Origin of the sequence: Bathymodiolus japonicus methanotrophic gill symbiont, from assembly GCF_019721995.1 — a bacterium.
Taxonomy (GTDB): Bacteria; Pseudomonadota; Gammaproteobacteria; order Methylococcales; family Methylomonadaceae; genus Methyloprofundus.
Window position 1 is genome coordinate 52,330 of sequence record NZ_BLYC01000002.1, and the last position, 24,984, is coordinate 77,313.

General features: G+C 44.6%; 43 protein-coding genes and 3 pseudogenes. 25 read left to right on the top strand and 21 right to left on the bottom strand.

Features of this window, described 5'->3' with window-relative positions; genetic code table 11:
• Nucleotide 1 precedes the first annotated feature (1 nt).
• From narH to K6984_RS03270, 6 genes are all read left to right on the top strand, one after another.
• A complete protein-coding gene (gene narH / locus K6984_RS03245) occupies nucleotides 2-1,573 on the top strand; it encodes a nitrate reductase subunit beta (protein ID WP_221894202.1) in 1,572 nt (523 codons plus the stop codon).
• Nucleotides 1,570-2,097 carry a nitrate reductase molybdenum cofactor assembly chaperone gene (gene narJ / locus K6984_RS03250; RefSeq protein ID WP_221894203.1) on the top strand — a complete coding sequence of 176 codons (528 nt, stop codon included), beginning with the start codon at nucleotides 1,570-1,572 and terminating at the stop codon, nucleotides 2,095-2,097. The genes narH and narJ overlap by 4 nt, the downstream gene beginning before the upstream one ends.
• Before the next feature lie 8 nt (nucleotides 2,098-2,105).
• Nucleotides 2,106-2,801, top strand: coding sequence for a respiratory nitrate reductase subunit gamma (gene narI / locus K6984_RS03255; protein WP_221894204.1), 696 nt, complete (start codon nucleotides 2,106-2,108; stop codon nucleotides 2,799-2,801).
• A 121-nt stretch (nucleotides 2,802-2,922) separates the two neighbouring features.
• Nucleotides 2,923-3,444, top strand: coding sequence for a hemerythrin domain-containing protein (locus K6984_RS03260; RefSeq protein WP_221894205.1), 522 nt, complete (start codon nucleotides 2,923-2,925; stop codon nucleotides 3,442-3,444).
• A 497-nt stretch (nucleotides 3,445-3,941) separates the two neighbouring features.
• A complete protein-coding gene (gene nirK, locus K6984_RS03265; RefSeq protein WP_230987873.1) occupies nucleotides 3,942-5,072 on the top strand; it encodes a copper-containing nitrite reductase in 1,131 nt (376 codons plus the stop codon).
• A 95-nt stretch (nucleotides 5,073-5,167) separates the two neighbouring features.
• Complete coding sequence (locus K6984_RS03270; RefSeq protein ID WP_221894206.1) at nucleotides 5,168-6,487, top strand: MFS transporter; 1,320 nt, start codon at nucleotides 5,168-5,170, stop codon at nucleotides 6,485-6,487.
• A 94-nt stretch (nucleotides 6,488-6,581) separates the two neighbouring features.
• Here K6984_RS03270 and K6984_RS03275 read toward each other — a convergent pair whose 3' ends face one another.
• On the bottom strand, nucleotides 6,582-6,737 hold the full coding sequence (locus K6984_RS03275) for a hypothetical protein (RefSeq protein WP_221894207.1): 156 nt from the start codon (nucleotides 6,735-6,737) through the stop codon (nucleotides 6,582-6,584).
• 27 nt (nucleotides 6,738-6,764) lie between these two features.
• On the bottom strand, nucleotides 6,765-6,893 hold the full coding sequence (locus K6984_RS32370; protein ID WP_263458596.1) for a hypothetical protein: 129 nt from the start codon (nucleotides 6,891-6,893) through the stop codon (nucleotides 6,765-6,767).
• A gap of 160 nt (nucleotides 6,894-7,053) precedes the next feature.
• Here K6984_RS32370 and K6984_RS03280 point away from each other — a divergent pair.
• Nucleotides 7,054-7,524, top strand: a pseudogene (locus tag K6984_RS03280) (arsenate reductase ArsC).
• Here the strand turns inward: K6984_RS03280 and K6984_RS35960 are convergent.
• From K6984_RS35960 to K6984_RS03315, 8 genes and pseudogenes are all read right to left on the bottom strand, one after another.
• Nucleotides 7,422-7,856 carry an IS66 family transposase gene (locus K6984_RS35960; protein WP_221894463.1) on the bottom strand — a complete coding sequence of 145 codons (435 nt, stop codon included), beginning with the start codon at nucleotides 7,854-7,856 and terminating at the stop codon, nucleotides 7,422-7,424. The pseudogene K6984_RS03280 and the gene K6984_RS35960 sit on opposite strands and share 103 nt — an antisense overlap.
• The gene (locus K6984_RS03290; protein WP_221894208.1) at nucleotides 7,841-8,299 is read right to left on the bottom strand and encodes an IS66 family transposase; all 459 of its coding nucleotides are present in this window, start codon (nucleotides 8,297-8,299) and stop codon (nucleotides 7,841-7,843) included. Before K6984_RS03290 ends, K6984_RS35960 begins: the two co-directional genes overlap by 16 nt.
• A gap of 88 nt (nucleotides 8,300-8,387) precedes the next feature.
• Nucleotides 8,388-8,699 (bottom strand): IS66 family insertion sequence element accessory protein TnpB, encoded by a 312-nt coding sequence (gene tnpB, locus K6984_RS03295; RefSeq protein ID WP_221894189.1) that lies wholly within the window; start codon nucleotides 8,697-8,699, stop codon nucleotides 8,388-8,390.
• Between the two features lie 29 nt (nucleotides 8,700-8,728).
• Nucleotides 8,729-9,070 carry an IS66 family insertion sequence element accessory protein TnpA gene (gene tnpA / locus K6984_RS03300; RefSeq protein WP_221893783.1) on the bottom strand — a complete coding sequence of 114 codons (342 nt, stop codon included), beginning with the start codon at nucleotides 9,068-9,070 and terminating at the stop codon, nucleotides 8,729-8,731.
• Nucleotides 9,071-9,122: 52 nt separating this feature from the next.
• The gene (locus tag K6984_RS03305; RefSeq protein ID WP_221894209.1) at nucleotides 9,123-9,311 is read right to left on the bottom strand and encodes a hypothetical protein; all 189 of its coding nucleotides are present in this window, start codon (nucleotides 9,309-9,311) and stop codon (nucleotides 9,123-9,125) included.
• Nucleotides 9,298-9,606, bottom strand: a complete 309-nt coding sequence (locus tag K6984_RS03310; protein ID WP_221894210.1) for a hypothetical protein — start codon at nucleotides 9,604-9,606, stop codon at nucleotides 9,298-9,300. Before K6984_RS03310 ends, K6984_RS03305 begins: the two co-directional genes overlap by 14 nt.
• Before the next feature lie 99 nt (nucleotides 9,607-9,705).
• Nucleotides 9,706-9,861: pseudogene (locus K6984_RS36880) on the bottom strand (IS701 family transposase); the annotation flags it as partial.
• Nucleotides 9,786-9,977: a hypothetical protein gene (locus tag K6984_RS03315; protein WP_221894211.1), complete on the bottom strand. Its 192-nt coding sequence runs from the start codon at nucleotides 9,975-9,977 to the stop codon at nucleotides 9,786-9,788. The pseudogene K6984_RS36880 and the gene K6984_RS03315, both read right to left, overlap by 76 nt.
• Between K6984_RS03315 and K6984_RS03320 the strand changes: the two genes are divergently transcribed.
• Nucleotides 9,934-10,167, top strand: a complete 234-nt coding sequence (locus K6984_RS03320) for a hypothetical protein (RefSeq protein WP_221894212.1) — start codon at nucleotides 9,934-9,936, stop codon at nucleotides 10,165-10,167. The genes K6984_RS03315 and K6984_RS03320 overlap by 44 nt on opposite strands.
• Here the strand turns inward: K6984_RS03320 and K6984_RS03325 are convergent.
• Nucleotides 10,139-10,480, bottom strand: coding sequence for a hypothetical protein (locus tag K6984_RS03325; protein WP_221894213.1), 342 nt, complete (start codon nucleotides 10,478-10,480; stop codon nucleotides 10,139-10,141). The two genes, K6984_RS03320 and K6984_RS03325, sit on opposite strands and share 29 nt — an antisense overlap.
• 222 nt (nucleotides 10,481-10,702) lie before the next feature.
• On the opposite strand from K6984_RS03325, the gene K6984_RS03330 reads away from it, so the two are divergent.
• The 4 genes from K6984_RS03330 to K6984_RS03345 all read left to right on the top strand — a co-directional run bounded on the left by K6984_RS03330 (nucleotide 10,703) and on the right by K6984_RS03345 (nucleotide 14,030).
• On the top strand, nucleotides 10,703-11,806 hold the full coding sequence (locus K6984_RS03330) for a transposase (protein ID WP_221894214.1): 1,104 nt from the start codon (nucleotides 10,703-10,705) through the stop codon (nucleotides 11,804-11,806).
• A 162-nt stretch (nucleotides 11,807-11,968) separates the two neighbouring features.
• Nucleotides 11,969-12,307 (top strand): P-II family nitrogen regulator, encoded by a 339-nt coding sequence (locus tag K6984_RS03335; RefSeq protein WP_221894215.1) that lies wholly within the window; start codon nucleotides 11,969-11,971, stop codon nucleotides 12,305-12,307.
• Between the two features lie 9 nt (nucleotides 12,308-12,316).
• Nucleotides 12,317-13,615 carry an ammonium transporter gene (locus K6984_RS03340; protein ID WP_230987875.1) on the top strand — a complete coding sequence of 433 codons (1,299 nt, stop codon included), beginning with the start codon at nucleotides 12,317-12,319 and terminating at the stop codon, nucleotides 13,613-13,615.
• Nucleotides 13,616-13,715: 100 nt separating this feature from the next.
• Nucleotides 13,716-14,030: a DUF748 domain-containing protein gene (locus K6984_RS03345; RefSeq protein WP_476693185.1), complete on the top strand. Its 315-nt coding sequence runs from the start codon at nucleotides 13,716-13,718 to the stop codon at nucleotides 14,028-14,030.
• Here K6984_RS03345 and K6984_RS30515 read toward each other — a convergent pair.
• Entirely contained in the window at nucleotides 13,985-14,620 is a 636-nt protein-coding gene (locus K6984_RS30515) for a hypothetical protein (protein WP_230987877.1), read from the bottom strand. The two genes, K6984_RS03345 and K6984_RS30515, sit on opposite strands and share 46 nt — an antisense overlap.
• 116 nt (nucleotides 14,621-14,736) lie before the next feature.
• Here K6984_RS30515 and K6984_RS03355 point away from each other — a divergent pair, with 116 nt between their 5' ends.
• Nucleotides 14,737-14,889 (top strand): hypothetical protein, encoded by a 153-nt coding sequence (locus K6984_RS03355; RefSeq protein ID WP_221894217.1) that lies wholly within the window; start codon nucleotides 14,737-14,739, stop codon nucleotides 14,887-14,889.
• On the opposite strand, the gene K6984_RS03360 is transcribed toward K6984_RS03355, so the two are convergent.
• On the bottom strand, nucleotides 14,845-15,768 hold the full coding sequence (locus tag K6984_RS03360; protein WP_221894218.1) for a transposase: 924 nt from the start codon (nucleotides 15,766-15,768) through the stop codon (nucleotides 14,845-14,847). The two genes, K6984_RS03355 and K6984_RS03360, sit on opposite strands and share 45 nt — an antisense overlap.
• Nucleotides 15,769-15,880: 112 nt before the next feature.
• Here K6984_RS03360 and K6984_RS35965 point away from each other — a divergent pair.
• Both K6984_RS35965 and K6984_RS03370 read left to right on the top strand, forming a co-directional pair.
• A pseudogene (locus tag K6984_RS35965) lies at nucleotides 15,881-16,051 on the top strand (NAD(P)/FAD-dependent oxidoreductase); the annotation flags it as partial.
• 235 nt (nucleotides 16,052-16,286) lie between these two features.
• Nucleotides 16,287-16,523 carry an FAD-dependent oxidoreductase gene (locus K6984_RS03370; RefSeq protein WP_221894220.1) on the top strand — a complete coding sequence of 79 codons (237 nt, stop codon included), beginning with the start codon at nucleotides 16,287-16,289 and terminating at the stop codon, nucleotides 16,521-16,523.
• A gap of 292 nt (nucleotides 16,524-16,815) precedes the next feature.
• Here K6984_RS03370 and K6984_RS03375 read toward each other — a convergent pair whose 3' ends face one another.
• On the bottom strand, nucleotides 16,816-17,040 hold the full coding sequence (locus tag K6984_RS03375; protein WP_221894221.1) for a hypothetical protein: 225 nt from the start codon (nucleotides 17,038-17,040) through the stop codon (nucleotides 16,816-16,818).
• On the opposite strand from K6984_RS03375, the gene K6984_RS03380 reads away from it, so the two are divergent.
• Complete coding sequence (locus tag K6984_RS03380) at nucleotides 16,997-17,269, top strand: hypothetical protein (protein ID WP_221894222.1); 273 nt, start codon at nucleotides 16,997-16,999, stop codon at nucleotides 17,267-17,269. The two genes, K6984_RS03375 and K6984_RS03380, sit on opposite strands and share 44 nt — an antisense overlap.
• A 71-nt stretch (nucleotides 17,270-17,340) precedes the next feature.
• Nucleotides 17,341-17,463 (top strand): hypothetical protein, encoded by a 123-nt coding sequence (locus K6984_RS32380; RefSeq protein WP_263458639.1) that lies wholly within the window; start codon nucleotides 17,341-17,343, stop codon nucleotides 17,461-17,463.
• Between the two features lie 124 nt (nucleotides 17,464-17,587).
• Here the strand turns inward: K6984_RS32380 and K6984_RS03385 are convergent, their stop codons facing one another.
• Nucleotides 17,588-17,788, bottom strand: a complete 201-nt coding sequence (locus K6984_RS03385) for a hypothetical protein (protein ID WP_221894223.1) — start codon at nucleotides 17,786-17,788, stop codon at nucleotides 17,588-17,590.
• Between K6984_RS03385 and K6984_RS03390 the strand changes: the two genes are divergently transcribed.
• Nucleotides 17,745-17,960 carry a hypothetical protein gene (locus K6984_RS03390; protein WP_221894224.1) on the top strand — a complete coding sequence of 72 codons (216 nt, stop codon included), beginning with the start codon at nucleotides 17,745-17,747 and terminating at the stop codon, nucleotides 17,958-17,960. The two genes, K6984_RS03385 and K6984_RS03390, sit on opposite strands and share 44 nt — an antisense overlap.
• Here the strand turns inward: K6984_RS03390 and K6984_RS32385 are convergent.
• From K6984_RS32385 to K6984_RS03400, 4 genes are all read right to left on the bottom strand, one after another.
• Nucleotides 17,951-18,076: a hypothetical protein gene (locus K6984_RS32385; RefSeq protein ID WP_263458605.1), complete on the bottom strand. Its 126-nt coding sequence runs from the start codon at nucleotides 18,074-18,076 to the stop codon at nucleotides 17,951-17,953. The two genes, K6984_RS03390 and K6984_RS32385, sit on opposite strands and share 10 nt — an antisense overlap.
• A gap of 27 nt (nucleotides 18,077-18,103) precedes the next feature.
• Complete coding sequence (locus K6984_RS32390; protein ID WP_263458596.1) at nucleotides 18,104-18,232, bottom strand: hypothetical protein; 129 nt, start codon at nucleotides 18,230-18,232, stop codon at nucleotides 18,104-18,106.
• 312 nt (nucleotides 18,233-18,544) lie between these two features.
• Nucleotides 18,545-19,570: a hypothetical protein gene (locus K6984_RS03395; RefSeq protein WP_221894225.1), complete on the bottom strand. Its 1,026-nt coding sequence runs from the start codon at nucleotides 19,568-19,570 to the stop codon at nucleotides 18,545-18,547.
• A 124-nt stretch (nucleotides 19,571-19,694) separates the two neighbouring features.
• Nucleotides 19,695-19,865 (bottom strand): hypothetical protein, encoded by a 171-nt coding sequence (locus tag K6984_RS03400; protein WP_221894226.1) that lies wholly within the window; start codon nucleotides 19,863-19,865, stop codon nucleotides 19,695-19,697.
• A 12-nt stretch (nucleotides 19,866-19,877) separates the two neighbouring features.
• Between K6984_RS03400 and K6984_RS03405 the strand changes: the two genes are divergently transcribed.
• The 4 genes from K6984_RS03405 to K6984_RS03415 all read left to right on the top strand — a co-directional run bounded on the left by K6984_RS03405 (nucleotide 19,878) and on the right by K6984_RS03415 (nucleotide 22,196).
• Nucleotides 19,878-20,021, top strand: coding sequence for a hypothetical protein (locus K6984_RS03405; RefSeq protein WP_221894227.1), 144 nt, complete (start codon nucleotides 19,878-19,880; stop codon nucleotides 20,019-20,021).
• Nucleotides 20,022-20,058: 37 nt separating this feature from the next.
• Entirely contained in the window at nucleotides 20,059-20,193 is a 135-nt protein-coding gene (locus K6984_RS32395) for a hypothetical protein (RefSeq protein ID WP_263458640.1), read from the top strand.
• A 16-nt stretch (nucleotides 20,194-20,209) separates the two neighbouring features.
• Entirely contained in the window at nucleotides 20,210-20,371 is a 162-nt protein-coding gene (locus K6984_RS03410; protein WP_221894228.1) for a hypothetical protein, read from the top strand.
• A gap of 232 nt (nucleotides 20,372-20,603) precedes the next feature.
• The gene (locus K6984_RS03415) at nucleotides 20,604-22,196 is read left to right on the top strand and encodes a protein adenylyltransferase SelO (protein WP_221894229.1); all 1,593 of its coding nucleotides are present in this window, start codon (nucleotides 20,604-20,606) and stop codon (nucleotides 22,194-22,196) included.
• Between the two features lie 29 nt (nucleotides 22,197-22,225).
• Here K6984_RS03415 and K6984_RS03420 read toward each other — a convergent pair whose 3' ends face one another.
• The gene (locus K6984_RS03420; RefSeq protein WP_221894230.1) at nucleotides 22,226-23,023 is read right to left on the bottom strand and encodes an IPTL-CTERM sorting domain-containing protein; all 798 of its coding nucleotides are present in this window, start codon (nucleotides 23,021-23,023) and stop codon (nucleotides 22,226-22,228) included.
• A gap of 328 nt (nucleotides 23,024-23,351) precedes the next feature.
• Here K6984_RS03420 and K6984_RS03425 point away from each other — a divergent pair, with 328 nt between their 5' ends.
• Nucleotides 23,352-23,945: a hypothetical protein gene (locus K6984_RS03425; RefSeq protein ID WP_221894231.1), complete on the top strand. Its 594-nt coding sequence runs from the start codon at nucleotides 23,352-23,354 to the stop codon at nucleotides 23,943-23,945.
• 286 nt (nucleotides 23,946-24,231) lie between these two features.
• Here the strand turns inward: K6984_RS03425 and K6984_RS03430 are convergent, their stop codons facing one another.
• The gene (locus K6984_RS03430) at nucleotides 24,232-24,462 is read right to left on the bottom strand and encodes a hypothetical protein (RefSeq protein ID WP_221894232.1); all 231 of its coding nucleotides are present in this window, start codon (nucleotides 24,460-24,462) and stop codon (nucleotides 24,232-24,234) included.
• Between the two features lie 12 nt (nucleotides 24,463-24,474).
• On the opposite strand from K6984_RS03430, the gene K6984_RS03435 reads away from it, so the two are divergent.
• Nucleotides 24,475-24,645: a hypothetical protein gene (locus K6984_RS03435; protein ID WP_221894233.1), complete on the top strand. Its 171-nt coding sequence runs from the start codon at nucleotides 24,475-24,477 to the stop codon at nucleotides 24,643-24,645.
• Nucleotides 24,579-24,962 carry a transposase gene (locus tag K6984_RS03440; protein ID WP_221894234.1) on the top strand — a complete coding sequence of 128 codons (384 nt, stop codon included), beginning with the start codon at nucleotides 24,579-24,581 and terminating at the stop codon, nucleotides 24,960-24,962. The genes K6984_RS03435 and K6984_RS03440 overlap by 67 nt, the downstream gene beginning before the upstream one ends.
• The last annotated feature ends 22 nt before the right edge of the window (nucleotides 24,963-24,984 follow it).

A 24,984-nucleotide genomic window follows, 5' to 3' on the forward strand; every position in this document is an offset into this window, starting at 1 on the left:
AATGAAAGTAAGAGCAAATTTTTCACTGGTGATGAATCTCGATAAATGTATTGGGTGTCATACCTGTTCTGTGACTTGTAAAAATGTCTGGACAAACCGTAAAGGGGTTGAATACGCCTGGTTTAATAATGTTGAAACCAAACCGGGTATTGGTTATCCAAAAAACTGGGAAGACCAGGAGAAGTGGAACGGTGGTTGGGAATTACATGGTGGTAAACTGCAATTAAAATCAGGTAATCGACTCAATATTCTAAAGAATATCTTTATGAATCCGAATATGCCGACCATTGATGATTATTATGAGCCGTTTACTTATGACTATGCCACGTTACAAAATAGTGAGTTAGTCGAAGCAATACCTACTGCTAGACCACGATCTTTGATTGATGGTCAGCGTATGGAAAAGATTGAATGGGGGCCAAACTGGGAAGATGATTTAGGAGGTAAATTCAAACATCGTGGTGCTGACGTTAACTTTAGCGACATGGAAAAGCAGGTTTATGGGGAGTTTGAGCAGACCTTCCTGATGTACCTACCGCGCATGTGTAATCACTGTATTAACCCTTCCTGTGTTGCATCGTGTCCGTCGGGTTCATTATATAAGCGCGAAGAAGACGGTATTGTTTTGGTAGACCAGGATAAATGTCGTAGCTGGCGTATGTGTATCAGTGCTTGTCCGTACAAGAAAATGTTTTATAACTGGGAGTCCGGTAAAGCTGAAAAATGTACTGGTTGTTATCCTCGCGTTGAATCGGGTTTGCCAACAGTATGTTCTGAGTCCTGTGTAGGACGTATTCGCTATAACGGAGTCATGCTTTATGATGCAGATCGAATCTCAGAGCTTGCGGCAGTAGAAAATGACCAGGATTTATATCAGGCACAACTGGATATATTCCTTGACCCCAATGACCCTGAAGTGATTAAACAGGCGAAAGAAGATGGAATTCCTGAATCTTGGATGGAAGCGGCACGGCTATCACCGATTCGTAAATTAATCGTAGACTGGAAAGTGGCTTTTCCATTGCACCCAGAGTTCCGTACCATGCCGATGGTCTGGTATGTGCCTCCTCTATCGCCAGTGCAATCGCAAATTGACCAGGGTAATCTATCAACCATGGCTGATGGTGCGACTCCTAGTATAGAAACCTTGCGTTTGCCAATGAAATATCTGGCGAATATGTTTACTGCAGGTGATGAAAAGCCTATCGTTGCCGCCTTAAAACGCATGATTGCTATGCGTAGCTTTTATCGCTCTAAGCTTGTCGAAGGCAAGATAGATTTAGCAGTACTGGAAGAGGTAGGGCTAAGCGAAGATCAGGTTAATGAAATGTATCGCTATATGGCGATTGCCAATTATGAAGATCGTTTTGTTATTCCTACAAGCCATGAAGAGTTGCGTCAGGAAGATTTTCACAGTTTTCAGGGGCAGAATGGCTTCAGTTTTGGTAATGACGGTTGTAGCATTAGTGATAATGCTTCGCTATTTCCTGATAAGCGTAAAAAGACCGCGGATAATCTTGAGTTTGTACGTTATCACCCTGCAGCAAAGCGCTCTGATGGGGAGGTTGCATGACCCAGATCTATAAAGTTTTGTCTGTCTTATTGGAATACCCTGGTAAGGAGCTGGTAGAAAACTGGGACGAAATGCGAAAACTCATCTCAGAACTGCCCGACCTGAACGAAGAAGATAAAAGCAGACTGAATGGCTTTATTGAATGGGCATCCGCTTTATCATTAACGCAGTTTCAGGCGAAATATGTAGATAGCTTTGATATGACGGCAGAAAACTCACTATATCTGACTTATCATTTATTTGATGAGCAAGATAGAGAAAGAGGGCCGGCACTGATTCAATTATCCGAGTTGTATAAATCAACAGGCTTTGAAATTGGTGATGGCGAACTGCCCGATTATTTACCGTTGATTCTGGAGTATGTGTTCACGATGGATGATGCAAGCAGTGCCCGTGAGTTTTTACAGCAAACGGCACAAGCCGCTGACATTATTGCCAGTAACCTTGAAAAGAATGCAAGCCCGTATGCGCCACTGGTTAGAATTGTGGAGCATCATGGCCTTTTAGCAGATATTGCAGCATAGGTATTGATATGAATTTAAGTAATTTATTATTTGGGGTTTACCCTTATATCGCACTAACTACCTTTATAGTGGGTAGTTTAATTCGCTTTGATCGTGAGCAATACACCTGGAAGGCAGATTCCAGTCAGATATTTGAAAAAGAACAGCTGCAAAAAGGCAGCATCCTGTTTCATATCGGCGTATTAGCCTTGTTTATGGGACATTTCGCCGGTTTAGTGATACCGCATAACTGGTTTTTAGCCATGGGAGTATCCGATATGATGCACCAGGTGGTTGCTATTTCAGCGGGAGCCGCTTTTGGTTCGATATGTATGATGGGCGGAGTGATTTTATGGAAGCGCCGCATGTATCATCCACGGGTGCGAGCCAACAGTCGATTTATGGATATTTTTATTCTGGACTGGATTTTGGTAACTCTAGGGGTAGGGCTATTAACCATTCCTGTGTCTATTTACCATGCTTTTAGTGGTGATGCATCGGTTATGGTTGCGCTGGCTGAGTGGGTACAAAGTATGCTGGCGTTAAACTCGCAACCTGAATATTTAGCCGGGGTCGGGTTTATTTACAAGTTGCACTTATTTCTTGGTATGTCGGTGTTTTTCTTGTTTCCGTTTAGCCGTCTGGTACACGTCTGGAGTATGCCTTTGGGTTATATGTTTAGACCATATCAGATTGTGAGAACGAAATTTGTTAAGCAACGTTAATTAAGTTCTCGTTCCCACGCTCTGCGTGGGAATGCATGGAGCGACGCTCTGCGTCACGGAACGCAGAGCGTTCCCTTATGAATTCCCACGCAGAGCGTGGGAACTAGTGGAAGGATTATAAGTGGAATTTAAATATAAAGAACCTGTTGCAGGCTTTAGTGATGGCCTGGCGGTTTTAACAGCATACCATGAGGACTTTCTGCAGCGTGGTCAGCAATTACTGCAATTAGTTGCGAACCTTAAGGAACAGGGTATGAATGAAGAGTATGCCAACCAGTGCATGGAGGTTTATTGTCATTATCAGCATGCCACGCATTTGCATCATCAGGATGAAGAGCAGAGCCTATTTCCTTTGCTGCTAGGAAATTCTGCCCTGGTTGACGGTATGATCGAGCGCTTAATGATGGATCATGAAGAGATCGAAGATGCCTGGAATATATTAGCTGAGCAATTCAGGCAGCCGGATAAAATTACTAATTTTGATGCATTACAAAACTCCACGCAAGAGTTTGAGAAGTTGTTGCGCGAGCACTTAACGCGTGAAGACGAGGATTTTTCACCTCATGCCCGGGCCATTTTGAATGATCAGCAAAGAGCTGAATCTGGCGGAAAAATGGCAGATATGCGCCATTTGCGTGTATAGAATTAATGATGTAGAGCGGACTTTAGTCCGCTAGTCGTCTACATAATCCTAGAAACCTCAGTCGAACACAGATTTATTCACAAAACTGTGAAGCGGCGGGCACTCACCCAACAGATGACAAGTTTTACGATTATTATTTTTAATATCAGCGGTTTACAATGTTATACAGCGGTCAACTGCGGTTTCAAGGATAATGCGGGCTTAAGTCCGCTCTACTACAGAGATGTAAAAAACAGACAGGCAGGCAGTTGATGTTTTCCTAGCCCTTATTAGTAGACTGAAGTTTCCCAATAATTATTTATGGTAAAATTGAAACTATGCTACAACTATATGAAAAAAATAGTCTTTTCATTCGCTTCAAATGCTATTGCCTAAGGGGAATTAAGTAGGGGTTTGCTATAAACATGGCAAAACCACCTAAAATAAACCTCGATACACCAGCATTGTGTATTTCAGCTACTCAATAATGGGGAAACTTCAGTTAGTAGAGAATCAGAATGAAAAAAAAATCATTGAATAAGAAACACATGTTATCAGCTGTCTTTGCGACACTTTTCTTTGCTTTACCTAGCTATGCAGCTGAGAGTAATAAGCATCACTCATCTAAACATTCGTCAAAGCAAGTCAATTTTGGCCCAGGAGACCAGTACCTGCACCGTATGTCTGTTAAGCCGTCTGACTATCAAAAGCTTAAAGAGATAAGTCGCAAAGCATCTGATTTGCCTAAGCCTTTGCTTAGAAAACGTGTAGAAAAAATTAGCATTGAACTAACGGCATCAGAAGTGATAGCAGAGATAGCGCCAGGTATTTCTTATCATTACTGGACCTTTAATAACACAGTTCCAGGCCCGTTCCTGAGAGTTCGCGTAGGAGATACGGTTGAACTTAATTTGCATAATGCAGAAAATAGTAGCCATAGTCACGCAATAGATTTACATGCAGTTACCGGCCCTGGTGGCGGTATGGCGGTGACTCAGGTTGAGCCAGGAGAAAGCAAAACCCTGGTGTTTAAAGCAACGACCCCTGGCTTATATACCTACCATTGTGCGAGTGGAAATCCAGCCACGCATATTGCGAATGGTATGTATGGGATGATTTTAGTCGAACCTACTCAGGGTCTGGCGAAAGTAGATCATGAATTTTATGTGATGCAGGGAGAGCTTTATACGCATGGAAAAATTGGCAAAAAAGGTTTTCAGGCTTTTGATAGCCGAAAAATGATTGATGAGCGCCCTGAATATATAGTCTTTAATGGCCGCACGGGTGCGTTAGTCGGAGATGGGCAGTTAACAGCAAGAGTTGGCGACAAGATACGGTTATTTGTGGGTAATTCTGGCGTTGCCAAAATATCATCGTTTCATGTTATTGGCGAGATTTTTGACACGGTCTATCCCGAAGCGTCTTTAAGCAACCCGATACACAATGTGCAAACCACACTGATACCAGCAGGGGGCGCAACAATGGTTGAATTCCAGGTAGATTATCCGGGTAATTATGTGCTGGTTGATCATGCATTAACACGAATAGATAGAGGCGCCTGGGGTGTTTTAAAGGTTACGGGTAAAAAGGATAACACGCTATATTCTGGTGATAGTAGCTCCCATGCAGAGCACAGTGAAGATCATTAATGCAAATAGGTGTTTACAGTGTATGAATACTGCCCTAATACCTAAATCAATTTATGGTATATGGGAAAGAATTATTTAAACTTAGGAGGCTTTTTATGCATGAACTTGATGGCGTCAGTAGCAACCAGCAAACCAAAAGTCTGGCGATTAGTACTTTGGCTTTTACCATCTGTTTTGCAGTCTGGACTATTTTTTCCATTATCGGAATTAAAATCAAACAAAATCTTGGGCTTAACGATACTGAATTTGGCTTATTGGTGGCGACCCCTATTTTAACCGGCTCATTAAGCCGTATCTTTTTGGGAATCTGGACTGATCAGTTCGGCGGCCGGATCGTCTATTTTGTGTTAATGCTGGCAACCTCGGTATCGGTGTTTTTATTATCCATGGTATCGACTTATCCTATGTATCTGTTAGCCGCATTAGGTGTTGGATTGTCAGGGGGATCATTTGCCGTAGGAATCGCCTATGTCTCGCGCTGGTATGATGCTGATCATCAAGGTACTGCTCTAGGCATCTTTGGGATGGGTAATGTTGGGGCAGCGGTGACAAATTTTGGCGCACCTTTTCTTCTGATTGCTTATGGCTGGGAAAATGTTGCCAGGATTTATGCTGTTGTGCTGTTTGTGATGGCAATTGTTTTCTGGCTTATGACGCAAGAAGATCCATACACTAAAGCGCGGAAAGAAAGAGGAGAAAAAGTAAGGCCTGCATTAATGCAACTAGAGCCCTTAAAGCATTTAAGAGTCTGGCGCTTTGCAACGTATTACTTCTTTGTATTTGGTGGTTATGTTGCTTTAGCGCTGTGGTTGCCACGTTACTATATGGGTGTATATGATTTAGAGATTGCCACTGCTGGTATGCTAGCTGCCTGTTATGCTCTTCCAGGAAGTATATTCCGGGCCTTGGGTGGCTGGATGTCAGATAAAATCGGTGCGCGTAGAGTGATGTATCTTACTTTTCTGGGCTGCTTGATAATCCTGTTTTTTCTATCCTATCCTTCTACAGAATACACAGTACATGGCATACAAGGCTCAATTAACTTTAGCCTTGAAATCGGCATAGTGCCCTTTGTTATTTTGACCATTTTTCTGGGTTTCTTTATGTCTCTGGGTAAAGCGGCTGTCTATAAACATATTCCGGTTTATTACCCTGATCATGTCGGCTCAGTGGGTGGCCTGGTAGGTATGATTGGGGGTTTAGGTGGTTTTGTTCTACCGGTCTGCTTTGGCTTTATGAATGATGTGATCGGCGTCTGGACAAGCTGTTTTATGCTGCTTTTTGTTATTGTTGGAATTTCTGTCGTCTGGATGCATGTTTCAATAGTCTTGACAGATAGGCGACTCCATCCTGAGCTGAAAGGTCCGAAGTCTTTGCCTGAAATGATGCGTGGGCTTGATGAGAATTATCCTTAGCAAAAAACTTTGTAATGATATATTTTTTGTCAGGTTTCTGCTTTGCTTGTGGTTCGCAAGTGAATGATTGTATCGTTATTGTCAACACCAGACTTTAGGGCTGTCTAACGAAAAAAGTTACCAACCTTCGCTGAAAATCCTGGAAACGGAGCTTTAGCGAAGTGAAGATTTTTAGTCCGCGATAGCCGTAGGGCCGTTGTTTTGTCGGAGTCTGAGCGTTAGCGAAGGTGGAGACAAAATAAAAGGCCATCCGACACGGCGTCAAGTCATTTGGAGCCTATGTTCCGACCCCTTGTTGGGTCGGGACGAGGTGACGAGGACGAATCGGGGCCGCCGGAGGCATAAGTGGTCGCGTTAAGTTTTTGCTGCTTGCTTGGGCTGGGATGCCCAAAACAAGCTTTCGCAAAAATAGCGACTCCCCAAACTTGCCTTTTTGCTCCTGACCAAACGATCTCGATCGTCACGTAGAATGACCATGCTCTTCTTGAGATAGATTGGCCAGAATCAAAAAATCTTCGCAATCTTGGTAACTTTATTCCGTCAAACTGCCTAGGAATCTAATCCGCATGCTAAAAATTCTTATTATTTGCACGGGAAATTCATGCCGTAGTATTATAGGTGAGGCTTTATTTAATCACCTGGGGCAAGGGCAAATCTAGGCATTTTCTGCTGGCAGTAAGGCTAAAGGAAAAGTAAACAACAAGGCAATCGCCCTGTTAGAAAGACATGGAATAAACACGCAAGGCTTATCCAGCAAATCATGGCATAGCCTCAGTAAACAGCAGTTCGATATTATTACCGTCTGTGGCAGGGCGGCAGGAGAAACCTGCTCCAGCTATTTGTCCTCTGCTCTGAGAGTACACTGGAACACAATAGAACCCAGTCATGTTAAAGGTGGACGGGGCGCCGTATTCACAGCTTTTGAAGGTACCTATCAGGCTTTTGAACAACGCATTACTAGAATGCTGGCTTTGAATTTACGCCGCGCATGTGCCATACACCCCACGAGGATGCAATCATCTGATGGCAGTGCATGATAGCCTGCATAGCCATCTACCTGCAAGTGACCTGAAAAGGCCCGCAAGAAGCTTTCAGCATGCGCTCCTGCCCGCGTTGACTGATAATCATACAAAACGATCGGGTGCTCGGATTCATGCCCACCACTCTGATGGAGCCACATATAGGATTTCGATTTCGTCTCTCGACCATCCCGAATCACATTTAAGGTTGTTTCATCGGCCTGGAGGATCTTCTGTAGAATCAGCAGAGCATGCAGTCGATCATAAAAGGGCTGGAGCAATTCAGCGGACTTTAATACCCAGTTAGATAGCGTGGCACGAGAAAGGTCAACACTTAAGCGCTTGAAAATGGTTTCCTGCCGGTAAAAATGACTTTGATCTGGGCAGGAATGATTTCTAACTGCTCTGACTTGTCTTCGCCAGCCTCATGCAATGCATGACCGCATGCACAAACACGCTCTGCTTCAGGTAATTCATAACGGATAACTTCGCGCGGGATATCTCTGGATAATGGCTTGCGGCCTGGCTTTTTACGCTGATAGCTTAGGGTTTCTTCAGGGTCGGAATCATCCTGCTTTAAGCTATCAAGAATGGACTCCGCTTCATTAACCAACTCCATTTGACCCGGACATTTCTCACTGGAGGTGCCAAAACGCTTATGTTGCAACAGACGAAACTGCTCCTCATACCATGTCAGTTTTTTCTGTAATTGATCCACTGTCGACTGATAGTCCAGCACCATTTTGTGCAGTACATTCGTCTCGTCTGGCAGTGTTTCAGGAAGTGATTTCATGGTGTTTATTATACCGCAGAACAGGGTTAAATAATCATTTAACTGGCTGTTTTATTAGATATTTTCCACGTAAAATAACGGCAACAAATCAATTATTTATTAAGCCAGAAATAGCGGTATGAGCTTGCGCTTGCCGATAGGATAACCAGTGTAATTCACGTAAGGTTAATGATAACGGATGTTCGTTTAACTCGGTTGGCCACTGAAACTTCCCCTTATCCAGGCGCCGATAATAAAGCCAGAACCCATTACACTCCCAATAGAGTATTTTCAGTTTATCGCGAGAGCGGTTACAAAAGACAAAAATACTTCCGGCAAAGGGATCATGGCCAAACTGTTCCGAAACAATCAGTGACAGACCATTGATAGATTTACGCATATCAGTAACGCCGGTCGCCAAAAACACTTGATTAACAACAAGTCCGTTTATCATGAGATAGACCTAACCAGTTTCAGAAGCGGCTTTAATGATGCAAGTTCTGTACTGGCACAAATTTCCAGACTGAAGCCATTAGAATGAGTCACTTTGATAACTGATGAATCAGCAGGTACGCCTGATCCGTTCAACATGTCCTCTGCAACCAGTGTTACCGGAACCAATTGCTTGGCTTGTAACACTGGTGGAGCGAGCGAACTGAATTGCTTTTTGTAATAACTGAAGATATGCGGCTTGATATCATGGGCTTTGCAATACCCGACCTGAGTTAAACGACTGGCTTGCCATTGCGGTATATGATTTTGCATAGCCGCTTTATTTTGAGATGGACTCATAAATTCCTCCTGAGTTAATTGGAGGTATTAGTCTGCCATTTTTTATATTGGTTTAGAATGTGTACTTTAATTGACGCTTACTTCTATTCCGCCCCCTCTGCTTGGGTTTTCTTTTTTCTGGACGATCGTACAGTACATTATTGCACCTTAACCTAGAGAGAATATTAAACCGGCTTCCGATAGCTTTGTAAACAGGCTTCCATAGGCCATTGTTGCCAAACCAGCTATCAGTGACTGTCAATATCGGAGCGGTGGAAAAATGTTCTGCAATTGCAATCAGCATTTGAGCCGCCTGAGCCATCTTGGTCTGGAAAGGAACGACATCCGCTGAAAATCATGGAAACGTAGCTTAGCGAAGTGGTGATTTTTAGTCCCTGATAGGCGACAGGGCAATTCGCTGATTCGACGTGTGCTAGCAGCACGCGAGAGGAGCAAGAATTGCATTCCGAATAGCCGTCCAGCCAGTGAGGTAGTAATGACGAAGCGGCTTTTGTGCGTAGTCGTTGCGGACGCAGGGCGTTCAGGGCATCTCCCATCCGCTGCGTAGGTGAACGAATTATGGCGACAGGAGTCCCGGAATTTCGTGAGGTAGCATGGCGCGCCTGACCTCTTATCGTGGCGGTTTCTTTTTTTGCCTGAATTGTTTTTAAGGGGAGATAAAATCGGAAATCTAAAAATAAGCACGCCCAGCGACCTTTGACCTGTTTCAGCAACCCTACCGATACAATATTTTGTGCCCATGGATATTTGCTTTGATCCGATTTGGCAGCGTGGTCAAAAATGGCTTCACAGCCCAGGCGCGCCATGCTACCTCACGAAATTCCGGGACTCCTGTCGCCATAATTCGTTCACCTACGTAGCGGATGGGAGATGCCCTGAACGCGCTGCGTCCGCAACGACTACGCACAAAAGCCGCTTCGTCATTACTACCTCACTGGCTGGACGGCTATTCGGAATGCAATTCTTGCTCCTCTCGCGTGCTGCTAGCACACGTCGAATCAGCGAATTGCCCTGTCGCCTATCAGGGACTAAAAATCACCACTTCGCTAAGCTACGTTTCCATGATTTTCAGCGGAAGATATTTTTGCCTACTTTAGTGATAATGGAGTCATCCAGTGCAACCAATATGCGCCCATCTGTTTCAGGAGACGGAATCAGCTCCCAGATAGTTTTCCACAGCCCAGCCCACGGAAAAGTTGAAGAAGCCATGAAAGTGTAAAAGCGCTTATTCTTGATCTCAAACCCAAACAACGTATCAAGGCAACGCCAAAGATTAGAGGTCATTGATGACGTAAAAGGAACGATAATGGACAGGATCGTGTAAACGAACAGAGAGGCTCGTTCGCGGCCTAAAGTGGTTTCGGAAAAATGATCTTGAAGCGGGAGTAAAATATCGCGTAAAATGAACATGAATGAGGTCGTTTTATTTGTATAATCAATGTGTTATAAACTTTCATTATACAGTAAAACTAGGCCTCATTTACGATTAACCTGTTGTTTTTAAAAGGAATTCAAGGCTTTTAGTCAACGGAATGCCATTAATATTAGTAATATCTAATATTTCAGAAAAATAAGCATTAGCTGATATTCTTATGCTTTAAAAACTAGGAAACTTCAGTTACTGAAGGTGTGTTGGCCTTTGATGAATCAGACCGAGCACGATCTAAGTCTACAAAACGTATTTATAAGGTTTACAAGCAGAAACACAAAGGCTCCGGCGGGTATGTTAATGGACAAACGATAGTATTATTGCTGCTAGTTACCTCATCCATTACAGTGCCTGTCGGTTTTTTCTTTTATATGCCGGATCCAGCCTTAAAGCAGTGGGATAAAGAAGATAAACGGTTGAAAAAGAGCGGTATAGCAAAAAAAGATCGGCCTATTAAGCCTGAACGTGACAGTGCCTACCCGACCAAAACAGAGATTGCATTAGGCTTATTAAAAGAGTTTAAAGTTGCGCATAGCCTGATTAAAATTAAAGGCGTACTGGCTGATGCGCTTTATGGTGAAAAAGCCTTTATGGACGAAGCCGCTAAAGAATCTGGAGGCTCGCAGGTGATTAGCCAATTAAGTAAAAACCAAAATATTGAATATAGAGGTAGAATAAGGTCAGTCGAGAGCTACTTTAATTCGATTAACAAAGGCATTGATCAGATAATACGTGTACGTGGCGGCAAAGAGATTAAAGTGACTGTCAGCAGTGCACGATTAAAGGTGAGTTCACACAGTAAAAAACGCTTTGTCATTGCCTTAAAATATGACGGTGAAAACGACTATCGCTATTTAGTGGCGACAGACCTGACTTGGCGCACACAAGATATTATTCAAGCCTATACGTTGAGATGGCTGATTGAGGTTTTCTTTGAGGACTGGAAGCTTTATGAAGGATGGGGGCGTGAGGCCAAACAATTAGATGAAGAGGGATCAAGCCGTGGCCTGATTCTGAGTCTTTTGTTTGACCATTGCCTTCTCCTTCACCCAGAGCAAATAGCCCGCATTGAAAGCAAACTACCTGCGTATACCGTAGGAAGCTTACAGCGCAAGTCTCAAATGGATGTACTGCTTGAGTTCATCACGTCATTGCTAGAGTTTCCAGATCCTGGTGATAAGCTGAAAGAGTTAGGTGAATTAATAAAGGATGTGTTTCAACTGATGCCATCAGGAAAACATATGATTGGCAGAGATTTAGGGCGCTTAGGGCCAACAGCATCATTAAAGTATTGTTCTGCTGGGTGAAGGTAAGAGTTTGATGGCAATGGGATGGAAAAACTTGAACATCGAGTATAACTCAAAAATCACTGGTTGAATTAATGATATAAAATATTTTGTCTGCAATCCCGCTTTATTATTGTGTAGAATGGAATTCCATTTTAGCTTTTTAATGTCTGGGTAGGAACTATGAAATTAATCACTGCAATTATTAAACCGTTTAAACAGGAAGATGTACGCGAAGCACTATCAGAAATTGGTATTGCGGGTGTTACCGTTACTGAAGTCAAAGGCTTTGGGCGACAAAAAGGGCACACCGAATTATATCGAGGCGCTGAATATGTGGTGGATTTTTTACCGAAAGTAAAAATGGAAATTGTAGTGGCTGATGATATTGCAGACCAGGCAATAGAGACGATTATTAATGCGGCTAATACGGGGAAAATTGGTGATGGCAAGATATTTGTGTCTAATATTGAGCAGGTTATCCGTATACGTACGGGGGAAGTGGGCGAAGAGGCGATTTAAAGAGAGTTTATGATGAAACGTTTATATACTAAGAAAAATATTTTATTTTTGTTGTTAAGTCTGGCACCAGGTCTGGTAACGGCTGATGAGCTTAATCAGGCAAACACGGCGTGGGTCTTAACTTCTACTGCTCTAGTACTGTTTATGACCTTACCTGGCCTATCGCTGTTTTATGCGGGGTTGGTGCGCAGCAAAAATGTCTTGTCAGTCTTAATGCAGTGCTTTGCGATTACCTGCATGATTTCGATTTTGTGGCTGGCAGGGATGTACAGTCTGATTTTTACCGATGGCGGGGCTGTTCAGTCTTTTATCGGTGGCTTGTCTAAAGCCTTTGTGCCGAATATGGGCACTGATAGTTTGATAGGTGATATACCTGAAGCCGTATTTTTTATGTTTCAGATGACGTTTGCCATTATTACTCCGGCTTTAATCGTGGGTGCTTTTGCCGAACGAATGAAGTTTTCCACTATGATGGTGTTTAGTGCACTTTGGGCACTACTGGTGTATGTTCCAGTCTGTCACTGGGTCTGGGGTGGCGGCTGGTTAGCGGATATGGGCGTGATGGATTTTGCCGGCGGGATTGTGATTCATATTACTGCAGGTGTTTCTGCTTTAGTTGCAGCGCTGGTGCTGGGTAAACGGAAAGGTTTTCCAACGGTTGCAATGCCTCCGCATAATATGCCGATGGTTGTCACCGGAGCCGGGATGTTATGGGTAGGCTGGTTTGGATTTAATGCAGGTAGTGCGTTAACCGCTGATGGTTCTGCTGGTATGGCAATGTTAGTGACCCATATTAGCGCAGCAGCAGGCTCATTGACCTGGATGATTATCGAATGGATACGCTTTGGTAAACCCAGTGTATTGGGTATTGTAACCGGTATGGTGGCAGGTTTAGGTACCATTACTCCAGCATCAGGTTTTGTAGGCCCGGCGGGAGCATTAGCGATTGGTATTACTGCGGGTATTGTGTGTTTCTATGCAGTACAGATTATCAAGCGCCATTACCGTATAGATGACTCTCTGGATGTCTTTCCTGTGCATGGTATAGGCGGCATAGTTGGCTCGCTATTAACCGGTGTGTTTGCCGCTGAAAGCCTGGGTGGTCTGGGCCTAGGTGATGTGACCATCCTGCATCAGGTTGGTGTACAGGCGGTGGCAGTTGTGGCAACTGTTATCTGGAGTGTTTCTTTCAGTTATATTATATTGAAGGTTCTGGATAGCTTGATGGGCTTGCGTGTTTCTGATGACCAGGAAGTAGAAGGGTTGGATACTGTCTTGCATGAAGAAACTGGCTATCATAATATATAATTTACTCGGCATAGTCTAAAATAGAGTGGCCTGGATGGGTGTACTCTATTCGGCAGAAGCAATTGTTTACCCAAATGTTTAATCGGATTTTTTGAAATTTATGGACACGACACTGATAATCGAAAAATATCGTAAACCAGCGCTGATTACATTAGCGCTGTTGTTATATACATTAGCTGGTTTTGTTCTGCTGCCAAAAGTGATGCAAAGCAAACTGCCGGAAATGATTGAGGCAGAAACTGGGCGCAAAGCTTCTCTTGAGCTTGTTGAATTCAATCCGTTTTCGCTAGAACTAAGTTTGCAAGGCTTTGTTATGCATGAAAAGGATATGCAGACTTTTGTGTCTTTTAAAGAGCTATTCACGAATGTTCAGGTCTGGTCCAGTATTCGCCCGCTGAAAATCATGGAAACGTAGCTTAGCGAAGTGGTGATTTTTAGTCCCTGATAGGCGACAGGGCAATTCGCTGATTCGACGTGTGCTAGCAGCACGCGAGAGGAGCAAGAATTGCATTCCGAATAGCCGTCCAGCCAGTGAGGTAGTAATGACGAAGCGGCTTTTGTGCGTAGTCGTTGCGGACGCAGGGCGTTCAGGGCATCTCCCATCCGCTGCGTAGGTGAACGAATTATGGCGACAGGAGTCCCGGAATTTCGTGAGGTAGCATGGCGCGCCTGTTGAGACTTGCGCTGTAAGCTTCCTAGGGTATACGCAGGTAGTTTGCTTTCAATGCGGGCTATTTGCTCTGGGTGAAGGAGAAGGCAATGGTCAAACAAAAGACTCAGAATCAGGCCACGGCTTGATCCCTCTTCATCTAATTGTTTGGCCTCACGCCCCCATCCTTCATAAAGCTTCCAGTCCTCAAAGAAAACCTCAATCAGCCATCTCAACGTATAGGCTTGAATAATATCTTGTGTGCGCCAAGTCAGGTCTGTCGCCACTAAATAGCGATAGTCGTTTTCACCGTCATATTTTAAGGCAATGACAAAGCGCTTTTTCAGGCGCGCCATGCTACCTCACGAAATTCCGGGACTCCTGTCGCCGTAATTCGTTCACCTACGCAGCGAATAGGAGATGCTCCAGCCGCCCTGCGTCCGCCACAGACTGAGCACAAAGCAGCTCAGTCATGGCTACCACAAATGGCTCTACGGCTATTCGGGATAAAATTTTAGCCTCCCTCGCGCGCTATCGCGCACTTCGGATTGGCAAATTTCCCTGCGCCTTCTGGAGACTATCAGCCCGTCCGGGGCTGACAGCGACTGTGAGATCTCACCTTTAATCGTGCACTGCTGACAGTCACTTTAATCTCTTTGCCGCCACGTACACGTATTATCTGATCAATGCCTTTGTTAATCGAATTAAAGTAGCTCTCGACTGACCTTATTCTACCTCTATATTCAATATTTTGGTTTTTACGTAATTGGCTAATCACCTGCGAGCCTCCAGATTCTTTAGCGGCTTCGTCCATAAAGGCTTTTTCACCATACAGCGCATCAGCCAGTACGCCTTTAATTTTAATCAGGCTATGCGCAACTTTAAACTCTTTTAATAAGCCTAATGCAATCTCTGTTTTGGTCGGGTAGGCACTGTCACGTTCAGGCTTAATAGGCCGATCTTTTTTTGCTATACCGCTCTTTTTCAACCGTTTATCTTCTTTATCCCACTGCTTTAAGGCTGGATCCGGCATATAAAAGAAAAAACCGACAGGCACTGTAATGGATGAGGTAACTAGCAGCAATAATACTATCGTTTGTCCATTAACATACCCGCCGGAGCCTTTGTGTTTCTGCTTGTAAACCTTATAAATACGTTTTGTAGACTTAGATCGTGCTCGGTCTGATTCATCAAAGGCCAACACACCTTCAGTAATGCCATAACGTTTTAAAATTAAGACCACACTCACCCGTAGCAAACAGTCCCAGGGTATACTTGCTTTACGAAACACCCAGGATAATGCGGCTACTTTGCAATCTCCAAGGCTTGCTCGCTCAAACTTAGCCCAGCAAACAGAGTTCATTAGCAGTATGCACGTTAAACAAGTGCCCAACCAAGCGGCTTGAATCCGTGTCAAAGCGGCTCCGGGTTTTAGCTGATTGAGCGCATCATTTAAATCGTCAATATAGCTTTGGATAAAGGTGGCTGGGGCATTCATTAACATGGGATTACACCGATAAAATTACAACAACCTCAGAATACCTGATTTTACCTTCTCAATATCAAAAACTTGAACATCGAGTGATAGCCATAAATTAAAAGCGGCAGCCGCGAAGGCAAAGCGCGCGGTGATTATTGGTGGTGGCTTTATCGGTCTGGAAATGGCTGAAAATTTGTCAGGTCTGGGGCTGGAAGTCACGATTATAGAAATGGCCACACAAGTCATGCCGCCACTGGATGAAGATATGGCGAGCTACGTTAAAAGCTGTCTGCAAGATAATAATATCGGTTCTGTCGCAAAAAACAAAATCACCTTATTACCTACGATCATAAGATTTAATTTCAGCCAAAGAAATTTCACATGTTCAACTAAAAATGGTGCTATTTTTTAAGTTATTATTTTCCTGAATGACATATGATAATTGGCCTTCCCACTATATTATCGTAATTTTAATGATGGGCTGAGAAGTTTTTTATCCTGCATGGCGTTTTATCCATTTGCCCCATAAAAACAGGATACAGTTGATTTTTTACACAAACATTCGTTTTTTGCGACAGAACCATAATATCAACTTGCAATTAGGTCAGGCAGTCGAATCATTTAAGCCAACAGCTAATGGGCTGGAAGTTCGTTACTCAAATGGGTATATAGAAACGGATATGGTGTTACTCGCCATAGGCGTTGTTCCCGAATCATCACTAGCAAAACAGGCTGGATTGCAGCTAAGCGAGCGCGGGGCTATACAGGTTAATGCATAGATGCAGACTAATGATGCATCAATCTGGGCGGTAGGGGATGTAGTAGAAGTGCAGGATCTGATCACTCAGCAGCGGTTTTCATTACCTCTGGCAGGCCAGGCAAATCGACAGGGGCGCATTGCTGCCAGCTCTGTTTTAGAATGATTTAATCCGGCATTAGATAGAAAGCTCAGCTTTAAAGGTGTTTTAGGTACTGCTGTCTGCCAGGTTTTCGGCTATACCATTGGCGATGACGGGTGCCAGCGAGAAAGCCTTGCAACGAGCTGGAATACAGGATTATCAAGCTATATATTTACATCCTGGGCATCATGTGGGCTATTTCCCGGGTGCATATCCTATTCATATCAAACTGATTTTTGCTCAAAACGATGGCGGAATTCTGGGCGTGCAGGCCTTTGGTAAAGCAGGCGCGCCATGCTACCTCACGAAATTCTGGGACTCCTGTCGCCATAATTCGTTCACCTACGCAGCGGATGGGAGATGCCCTGAACGCCCTGCGTCCGCAACGACTACGCACAAAAGCCGCTTCGTCATTACTACCTCACTGGCTGGACGGCTATTCGGAATGCAATTCTTGCTCCTCTCGCGTGCTGCTAGCACACGTCGAATCAGCGAATTGCCCTGTCGCCTATCAGGGACTAAAAATCACCACTTCGCTAAGCTACGTTTCCATCGCTGTCAGCCCCGGACGGGCTGATAGTCTCCAGAAGGCGCAGGGAAATTTGCCAATCCGAAGTGCGCGATAGCGCGCGAGGGAGGCTAAAATTTTATCCCGAATAGCCGTAGAGCCATTTGTGGTAGCCATGACTGAGCTGCTTTGTGCTCAGTCTGTGGCGGACGCAGGGCGGCTGGAGCATCTCCTATTCGCTGCGTAGGTGAACGAATTACGGTGACAGGACGTCCGGAATTTCGTGAAAAGCTCAGCTTTAAAGGTGTTTAGGTACTGCTGTCTGCCAGGTTTTCGGCTATACCATTGGCGATGACGGGTGCCAGCGAGAAAGCCTTGCAACGAGCTGGAATACAGGATTATCAAGCTATATATTACATCCTGGGCATCATGTGGGCTATTTCCCGGTGCATATCCTATTCATATCAAACTGATTTTTGCTCAAAACGATGGCGGAATTCTGGGCGTGCAGGCCTTTGGTAAAGCAGGCGCGCCATGCTACCTCACGAAATTCTGGGACTCCTGTCGCCATAATTCGTTCACCTACGCAGCGGATGGGAGATGCCCTGAACGCCCTGCGTCCGCAACGACTACGCACAAAAGCCGCTTCGTCATTACTACCTCACTGGCTGGACGGCTATTCGGAATGCAATTCTTGCTCCTCTCGCGTGCTGCTAGCACACGTCGAATCAGCGAATTGCCCTGTCGCCTATCAGGGACTAAATATCCCTCCACTCCCTGTAGAGCAGACTTCAGTCCGCTACCGCTGAAAATCAGGGAAACGTAGCCTAAGCGAAGTGATGATTTTTAGTCCGCGATAGCCGTAGGGTCGTTGTTTTGTCGGAGTCTGAGCGTTAGCGAAGGTGGAGACAAAATAAAAGGCCATCCGACACGGCGTCAAGTCATTTGGAGCCTATGTTCCGACCCCTTGTTGGGTCGGGACGAGGTGACGAGGACGAATCGGGGCCGCCGGAGGCATAAGTGGTCGCGTTAAGTTTTTGCTGCTTGCTTGGGCTGGGATGCCCAAAACAAGCTTTCGCAAAAATAGCGACTCCCCGAGGTTGCTCAAAGGATAGGGCATGTGGCTTTAGCCCACCTTCAGAACACCTGACCTCGTAACTAATATTTCATATACAATCAATTGTTTACTGTTTTAGCCAGGATTCTTTGCTGATACCACAAATTTCTTTTAAACGTATCAACTAACGTATTCATTAGTCTACAATATGGGCATTGAAATTTACGGTGTCAGACTTTAATCTCCGAGATCAGGAGTTCTGACCTTTATTTGAGTGATTGGCAGACTAAAGTCCGCTCTACATGAATGCAGGAATAACGGCTAATTAATAGCAAGTTACGGATTAGATTTGTAGGGCAAAAATGGTAATACAAATTCTGTTAATTCAGGAAACATATGACTTAAGTCATACGCCAGGGCAATAACAAAAGAATAGGATAATAGCTTGCCTACCCACTTTAGCCAGATAGGTACTGGTAGTTTCTTTTTTTCTTGGAGCTTGCGTTGTACCGTAGGCCGCCATGAGGTACCTAATGCACCCAGCATTTTCTGCCTGATATGTTCCGCATAACTTTGCCCTTCCAGGCTATCACCGATTTCCATAGCTTGGCCGTCGTGCGTGAGTAAGTTGAGTCGATACCAGACGCGGGTAGTATTTCCAGAAGTTGATGAGGCATTTTGTTCGATGACAATATCTGCAATATCATCAAGCTCGGTTATTTCTTCAAGCAGAAAACCAAAGGTGTGCTGCTGTTTGCGTATCCCCATCAATCCGACTTCCACTGTCAGGCTATTGGCGATTAAAAAAAGCCCCAGCAAAAAAAGTGTTAGAGCAACTAACTCAACATACGCAGCCATTAAACCAGTTGTTACAGGCAGAAAATCTAAAAAGCCGGCAAAGAAATAATAAGCAAACACGGCAATAAATAGCCCAAATGCCATCAGACTTATTCCCATACCCTTTGAGCGACCATAGCCAAAATAAAACTGTGTGCCTGCAGCAGAGGGTGTTATCTGTGGAGTAGTTGTGCTGTTAGTGTCTCTATGCTCTATAACAGCCGAGGATTGTGCTTTAAAGCGATTTGTTGTGGCAATTTCCAGCTGTTCTGCAACCTGCAAAGGTAACTCAAAATTACGCTCATAATCTATGCCAGGCAGTGGCAGGCGAACCTGCAGTACCCAGATATGGTAATCATCACTAGGTGCTTCTGTCGAGGGTAAACCTGCGGGGGGGGTAAATACAAAATCGATGCGTATTTTTCGGCCATATTTATCTGGCTTCAGGGTTATTCTATCTTGCCACAGTGTTTCTGTGCGCCAGCTACTTTTACCGTTATTACTGCGCTGATGATACCGACGCATACAGCTGAGATGTAATGTTGCGCGTTTGGCTGATTTTGCTGCAATAGGTAGAGTCAGTTGACCAGCACAGCGGCTACCTATTTGCCCCGGAAAGGTTTTTAAGCTTACGGGAGTTTTACCAAATTTATACCAGGCCAGAGTTTGTATGATTGCCTGTACGATTATCCAGAGGCCGATAACAGGCGCGCCATGCTACCTCACGAAATTCCGGGACTCCTGTCGCCGTAATTCGTTCACCTACGCAGCGAATAGGAGATGCTCCAGCCGCCCTGCGTCCGCCACAGACTGAGCACAAAGCAGCTCAGTCATGGCTACCACAAATGGCTCTACGGCTATTCGGGATAAAATTTTAGCCTCCCTCGCGCGCTATCGCGCACTTCGGATTGGCAAATTTCCCTGCGCCTTCTGGAGACTATCAGCCCGTCCGGGGCTGACAGCGACGGAAAGCTGATAAAAAAATAAAAAACCGGAGCGGGGAGTCGCTATTTTTGCGAAAGCTTGTTTTGGGCATCCCAGCCCAAGCAAGCAGCAAAAACTTAACGCGACCACTTATGCCTCCGGCGGCCCCGATTCGTCCTCGTCACCTCGTCCCGACAAGGAGTCGGAACATAGGCTCCAAATGACTTGACGCCGTGTCGGATGGCCTTTTATTTTGTCTCCACCTTCGCTAACGCTCAGACTCCGACAAAACAACGGCCCTACGGCTATCGCGGACTAAAAATCATCACTTCGCTTAGGCTACGTTTCCCTGATTTTCAGCGTTCGCGTCAAAAGCCCCCAGGATATTATTTCCCGCTTTGATAATGGCAAACCATACGCCAGCATTCCAGATTAATGCGAACAGCCATGTTTGCCAAAACTGTTTGGCAGAGTGGGAATAAATCTGATTGCTAGTAATATTTGCCATGTCTTTGGTCTTATCGTTAGGGTAATAGATACAGTGTAGATTAAAATATTCGATACTCAATATCCAGGTTGTTGACTCTTAATTCTTTGATGGTAGAAACCAGGGCAAATAGCAGACACCCAAAATATGCAAAATAAACTCGATCAATTACAGTTTGATAACCGCTTTATCCATGAATTACCGGCTGATCAAACATCAGGACTACATCCTAGACAGGTTGAAGGCGCATGTTATTCAGCAGTCACACCAACCCCTGTCACTGCTCCTCAGCTTGTTGCTTATGCGAAAGAAGTCGCGGAATTATTTGATTTATCCGAGGATGATTGTAAATCAGATTACTTTACCCAGGTGTTTGCTGGTAACAAGTTAGCTAAGGGAATGCAGCCTTACGCGATGTGTTATGGAGGGCACCAGTTTGGCAATTGGGCTGGGCAACTGGGTGATGGCAGGGCGATTAATCTAGGTGAAGTGCTAAACCAGCAAGGCGAGCGCTGGACTATGCAGTTAAAAGGTGCAGGGCTAACACCTTATTCGCGTACGGCAGATGGTCTGGCGGTGTTACGCTCATCAGTACGTGAATTCCTATGTAGTGAAGCAATGCACCATCTAGGTGTGCCCACCACCCGTGCGTTAAGCCTGGTAACTACAGGCGAACAGGTTGTACGTGATATGTTTTATAGTGGTAACCCGCAGTTAGAAAAAGGCGCAGTGGTTTGCCGTGTCGCACCTTCCTTTATTCGTTTCGGCAGTTTTGAAATTCATGCTGCACGCAACAATGTAGATTTGCTGCGTGAACTGGTCGGTTATACCATTCGCACTCATTTTCCACATTTAGGCAGGCCCGGAGTCACAACCTATCTCGCCTGGTTTAATGAAGTTTGTGCTAAAACCGCCGAGATGATCGTGCAATGGCAGCGGGTAGGCTTTGTGCACGGGGTGATGAATACAGATAATATGTCTATTTTAGGTCTAACCATCGACTATGGACCGTATGGCTGGCTGGATAATTATGACCCGGACTGGACGCCGAATACCACGGATAGAGAATATCGTCGTTACCGTTTCGGTAATCAGCCACAAATTGCCGGATGGAATTTAAATCAGCTGGCAAATGCGATTTATCCATTGATCGAACAAGTCGAACCATTGCAGGATGCACTCAGGCTTTATAGTCAAACCTTTATCGATTCTTATCAGAACATGATCAACGAAAAGCTGGGTTTACAAGTATTTAAACCTGCGACTGATAAGCAACTTCAGGATGATCTATTAAAAATACTGGTGTTAACAGAAACGGATATGACGATTTTTTATCGTAAACTCGCCAATATTTCTACTGAAATAGATTTAACAGATGCACAATTAATGGCTGAATTGCAAGCAGCCTACTACCACCCTGAACAACTTACCGAGGCAATTGAAATGCAGATAATAAGCTGGTTACGCCAGTATATCGCCAGAGTACAACAGGATAAAACTGACGATATGCGCAGAAAGCAAATGATGAATTCAGTTAACCCAAAATATGTACTCAGAAATTACCTGGCTCAACTAGCAATCGATAAAGCAGAGCAGGGCGATAATAGTATGGTGAATGAACTATTAGAAGTGTTGCGTCACCCTTATGATGAACAACCAGAACACCAGACCTGGGCAGAAAAACGACCAGATTGGGCACGCACTAAGGCGGGCTGTTCGATGCTATCTTGTAGTTCTTGAGCTAAAAGGGAATTACAGAAAATAATTCCCTACACCCTACGCAAAAACCTGCCAGCCACCACAAGCATTAACAGACTCAATAATATCACTGCCCACTGGTTCAGCGTTGGAATTGGCTTTGCTGGAGTTGGAGTTGGTATAACAGGGGCTGATGTAATATCAATCTGTACCGTCGTAACAGCGCTAGAAAGATGACTGTCCGATACCACAAAGGTAAAACTTACCTGATTAGCGAGCGCTGCTCTTCTAATTGGCGCTGGCTTTGGCGTGTAGGTAAAGCTACCATCATGGTTCATGTGTAGTGAACCTTCTGCTGGCGGGGTAATTAAACGTGCTGTCAGTTGGGCACCATCCGGATCGGATGCGCCTGTAAATATACCCGGTGCTCTAACCTGTAGTGGCACATTCCGTGGCGTGGAGTAGTTGCCTGCTTTTGCTATTGGAGCATGATTTACTGCATTGACCGTAATTTTCACAATTGCCGTATTACTGTCAGCAATGCCGTCATTGGCCTTGTAGGTAAAACTATTCACACCTGAAAATCCGCTGTTCGGCTGATAGCTAAAGCTGCCACCGGCTAATACATGCACTATGCCATTTGCTGGCTGAGTGACGATAATGGGCTGCAGTATATTGGCATCTGGATCAGAATCGTTAGCTAACAGGCCATTAGCGACATTAACCTGTAATAAAGTATCCTGTGCAATAGAATAACTATCATCAACTGCCACTGGTGGCCTGTTAGTAAAATGCACATCGATCACAACGGTAATAATATTACTATCTAGCAGACTATCTTTTGCTTTATAGCTCATCAGTGTTCCCATTGAAAGAAGAAGTACCTAAACAAAGCAGCCTATAACCTACCTGAAGGTAGCACCACTCGAATATTTCCATCTTTTTGATTTTAATCACTTATAACAGCAAATAGACACTCTGTAGGCACCGTAAAAAAACAACAAATAATTTCAAATAAAGCTTGCATTTGCCGAAAAATTTTTCTAAAAATTTCCGTTTTAATCACCTCATAAACGGATATCACCCATGCTTAAAGACCTACCACTCTCTGAACATATTCACCAACACTGCAATGAAAGTATGGAACGTGCCCTGTTAGCAGAGCGTCATCCTTTGTGAGCTCGTTCATGCCCAGAGTTGAAGGATATCGACTTTATTCGCCTTGGGTTATTACGCTGTATCAGTGTAGTCGATAGTGGTCGCCATTTCCTCCAAACCAATGAACAGATTTATGGCCAGCTGCTTCCCCACTCAACGTATTTTAAATCACTGAAGTCGCATAGACGAACAAGTATGCTTGAGGCATTTGAACAGCAGAGCTATCATCTTCACGCTGAAATACTGCTATCGCAAGGCATTGATTATCTTAAAGCATTCCCAGAACTTGACGAATACACCATAGAAGCAGCGGATGGACATTTTATTGATCATGCCTGCCATACTGAAAAAAACAGCAAGGGGAAAGTTTATGCGGCCGGGGGGATTTACGCGTTGAATCTCAGAAGTGGGTTGCTCAGATTTCTTTGTCTGGTGACAAACGGAACTCAGAGACATCAAGAAATACCTGTGTTACGAGATCATATTGAAAAGCAAAACAAGGGAAATAACAGCTCTCAGAAACATCTCTATGTCTACGATAAAGCCGTCACCGACGCTGCCAGCCATGGAGAGCGAACGCGAGGGCTGGTAGTCCCCAGAAGGCGTAGGGCCGTTGTTTTGTCGGAATCGTAGCGCTAGCGTAGGTGTAGACAAAATAAAAGGCATTCCGGAACGCCGTCCAGTCATTTGAGGGAGTGTTACGAAGCCAGCACCGAGTTTACGATGGTAATGGCGAAGTGGCACGTACGCAGGACGTCTGGGGCGCCGAAGGCATTAGTGGTCGCGTTAAGTTTTTGCTGCTTGCTTGGGCTGGGATGCCCAAAACAAGCTTTCGCAAAAATAGCGACTCCCCGTCTTTGTCTGGTGGGATCGGCAGAAACGACATGCTAATTACATGATTTCAATGCTAAAAGAAAATTCAATTGCGACTCTGGTTGAGTCTATCCCTTTTGACTCCCAGCATGAGATCAATACAGGAGTTGAAGCATACAGTGTGTACGAAAACAAGGGCATCAAACGCTGTCAGCCCCGGACGGGCTGATAGTCTCCAGAAGGCGCAGGGAAATTTGCCAATCCGAAGTGCGCGATAGCGCGCGAGGGAGGCTAAAATTTTATCCCGAATAGCCGTAGAGCCATTTGTGGTAGCCATGACTGAGCTGCTTTGTGCTCAGTCTGTGGCGGACGCAGGGTGGCTGGAGCATCTCCTATTCGCTGCGTAGGTGAACGAATTACGGCGACAGGAGTCCCGGAATTTCGTGAGGTAGCATGGCGCGCCTGTTTAACGTGGTGGATTACCGTGATCCAGAAACCGGAAAACTTCACCGGTTTGTGACAACCTTGCCAATGACTATTAACCCTGGAACCATTGCCATGCTGTATTTCAAGCGATGGACGATTGAAAAGACATTCAATAACACTAAAAGTAATTTCAAGGAAACTAAAGCTTGGTCTTCCAATACCCGCTCACTTAAAAATCAAATGCGTCTGACTGCAATGAGCTATAATTTAATGCGCGTGTTTGAAGAGATTTCAAAAACACAACAGCCAGAATTGATTCATCCATCGGATAAAAAATATAGCGAGGCTCTGGAGATTAGGCAACAACAGGCCCAAAAACGAGATCGTTTTGTGAATCCATTATTTTTCTAGGCAAGAATATCTCGTATCAGCT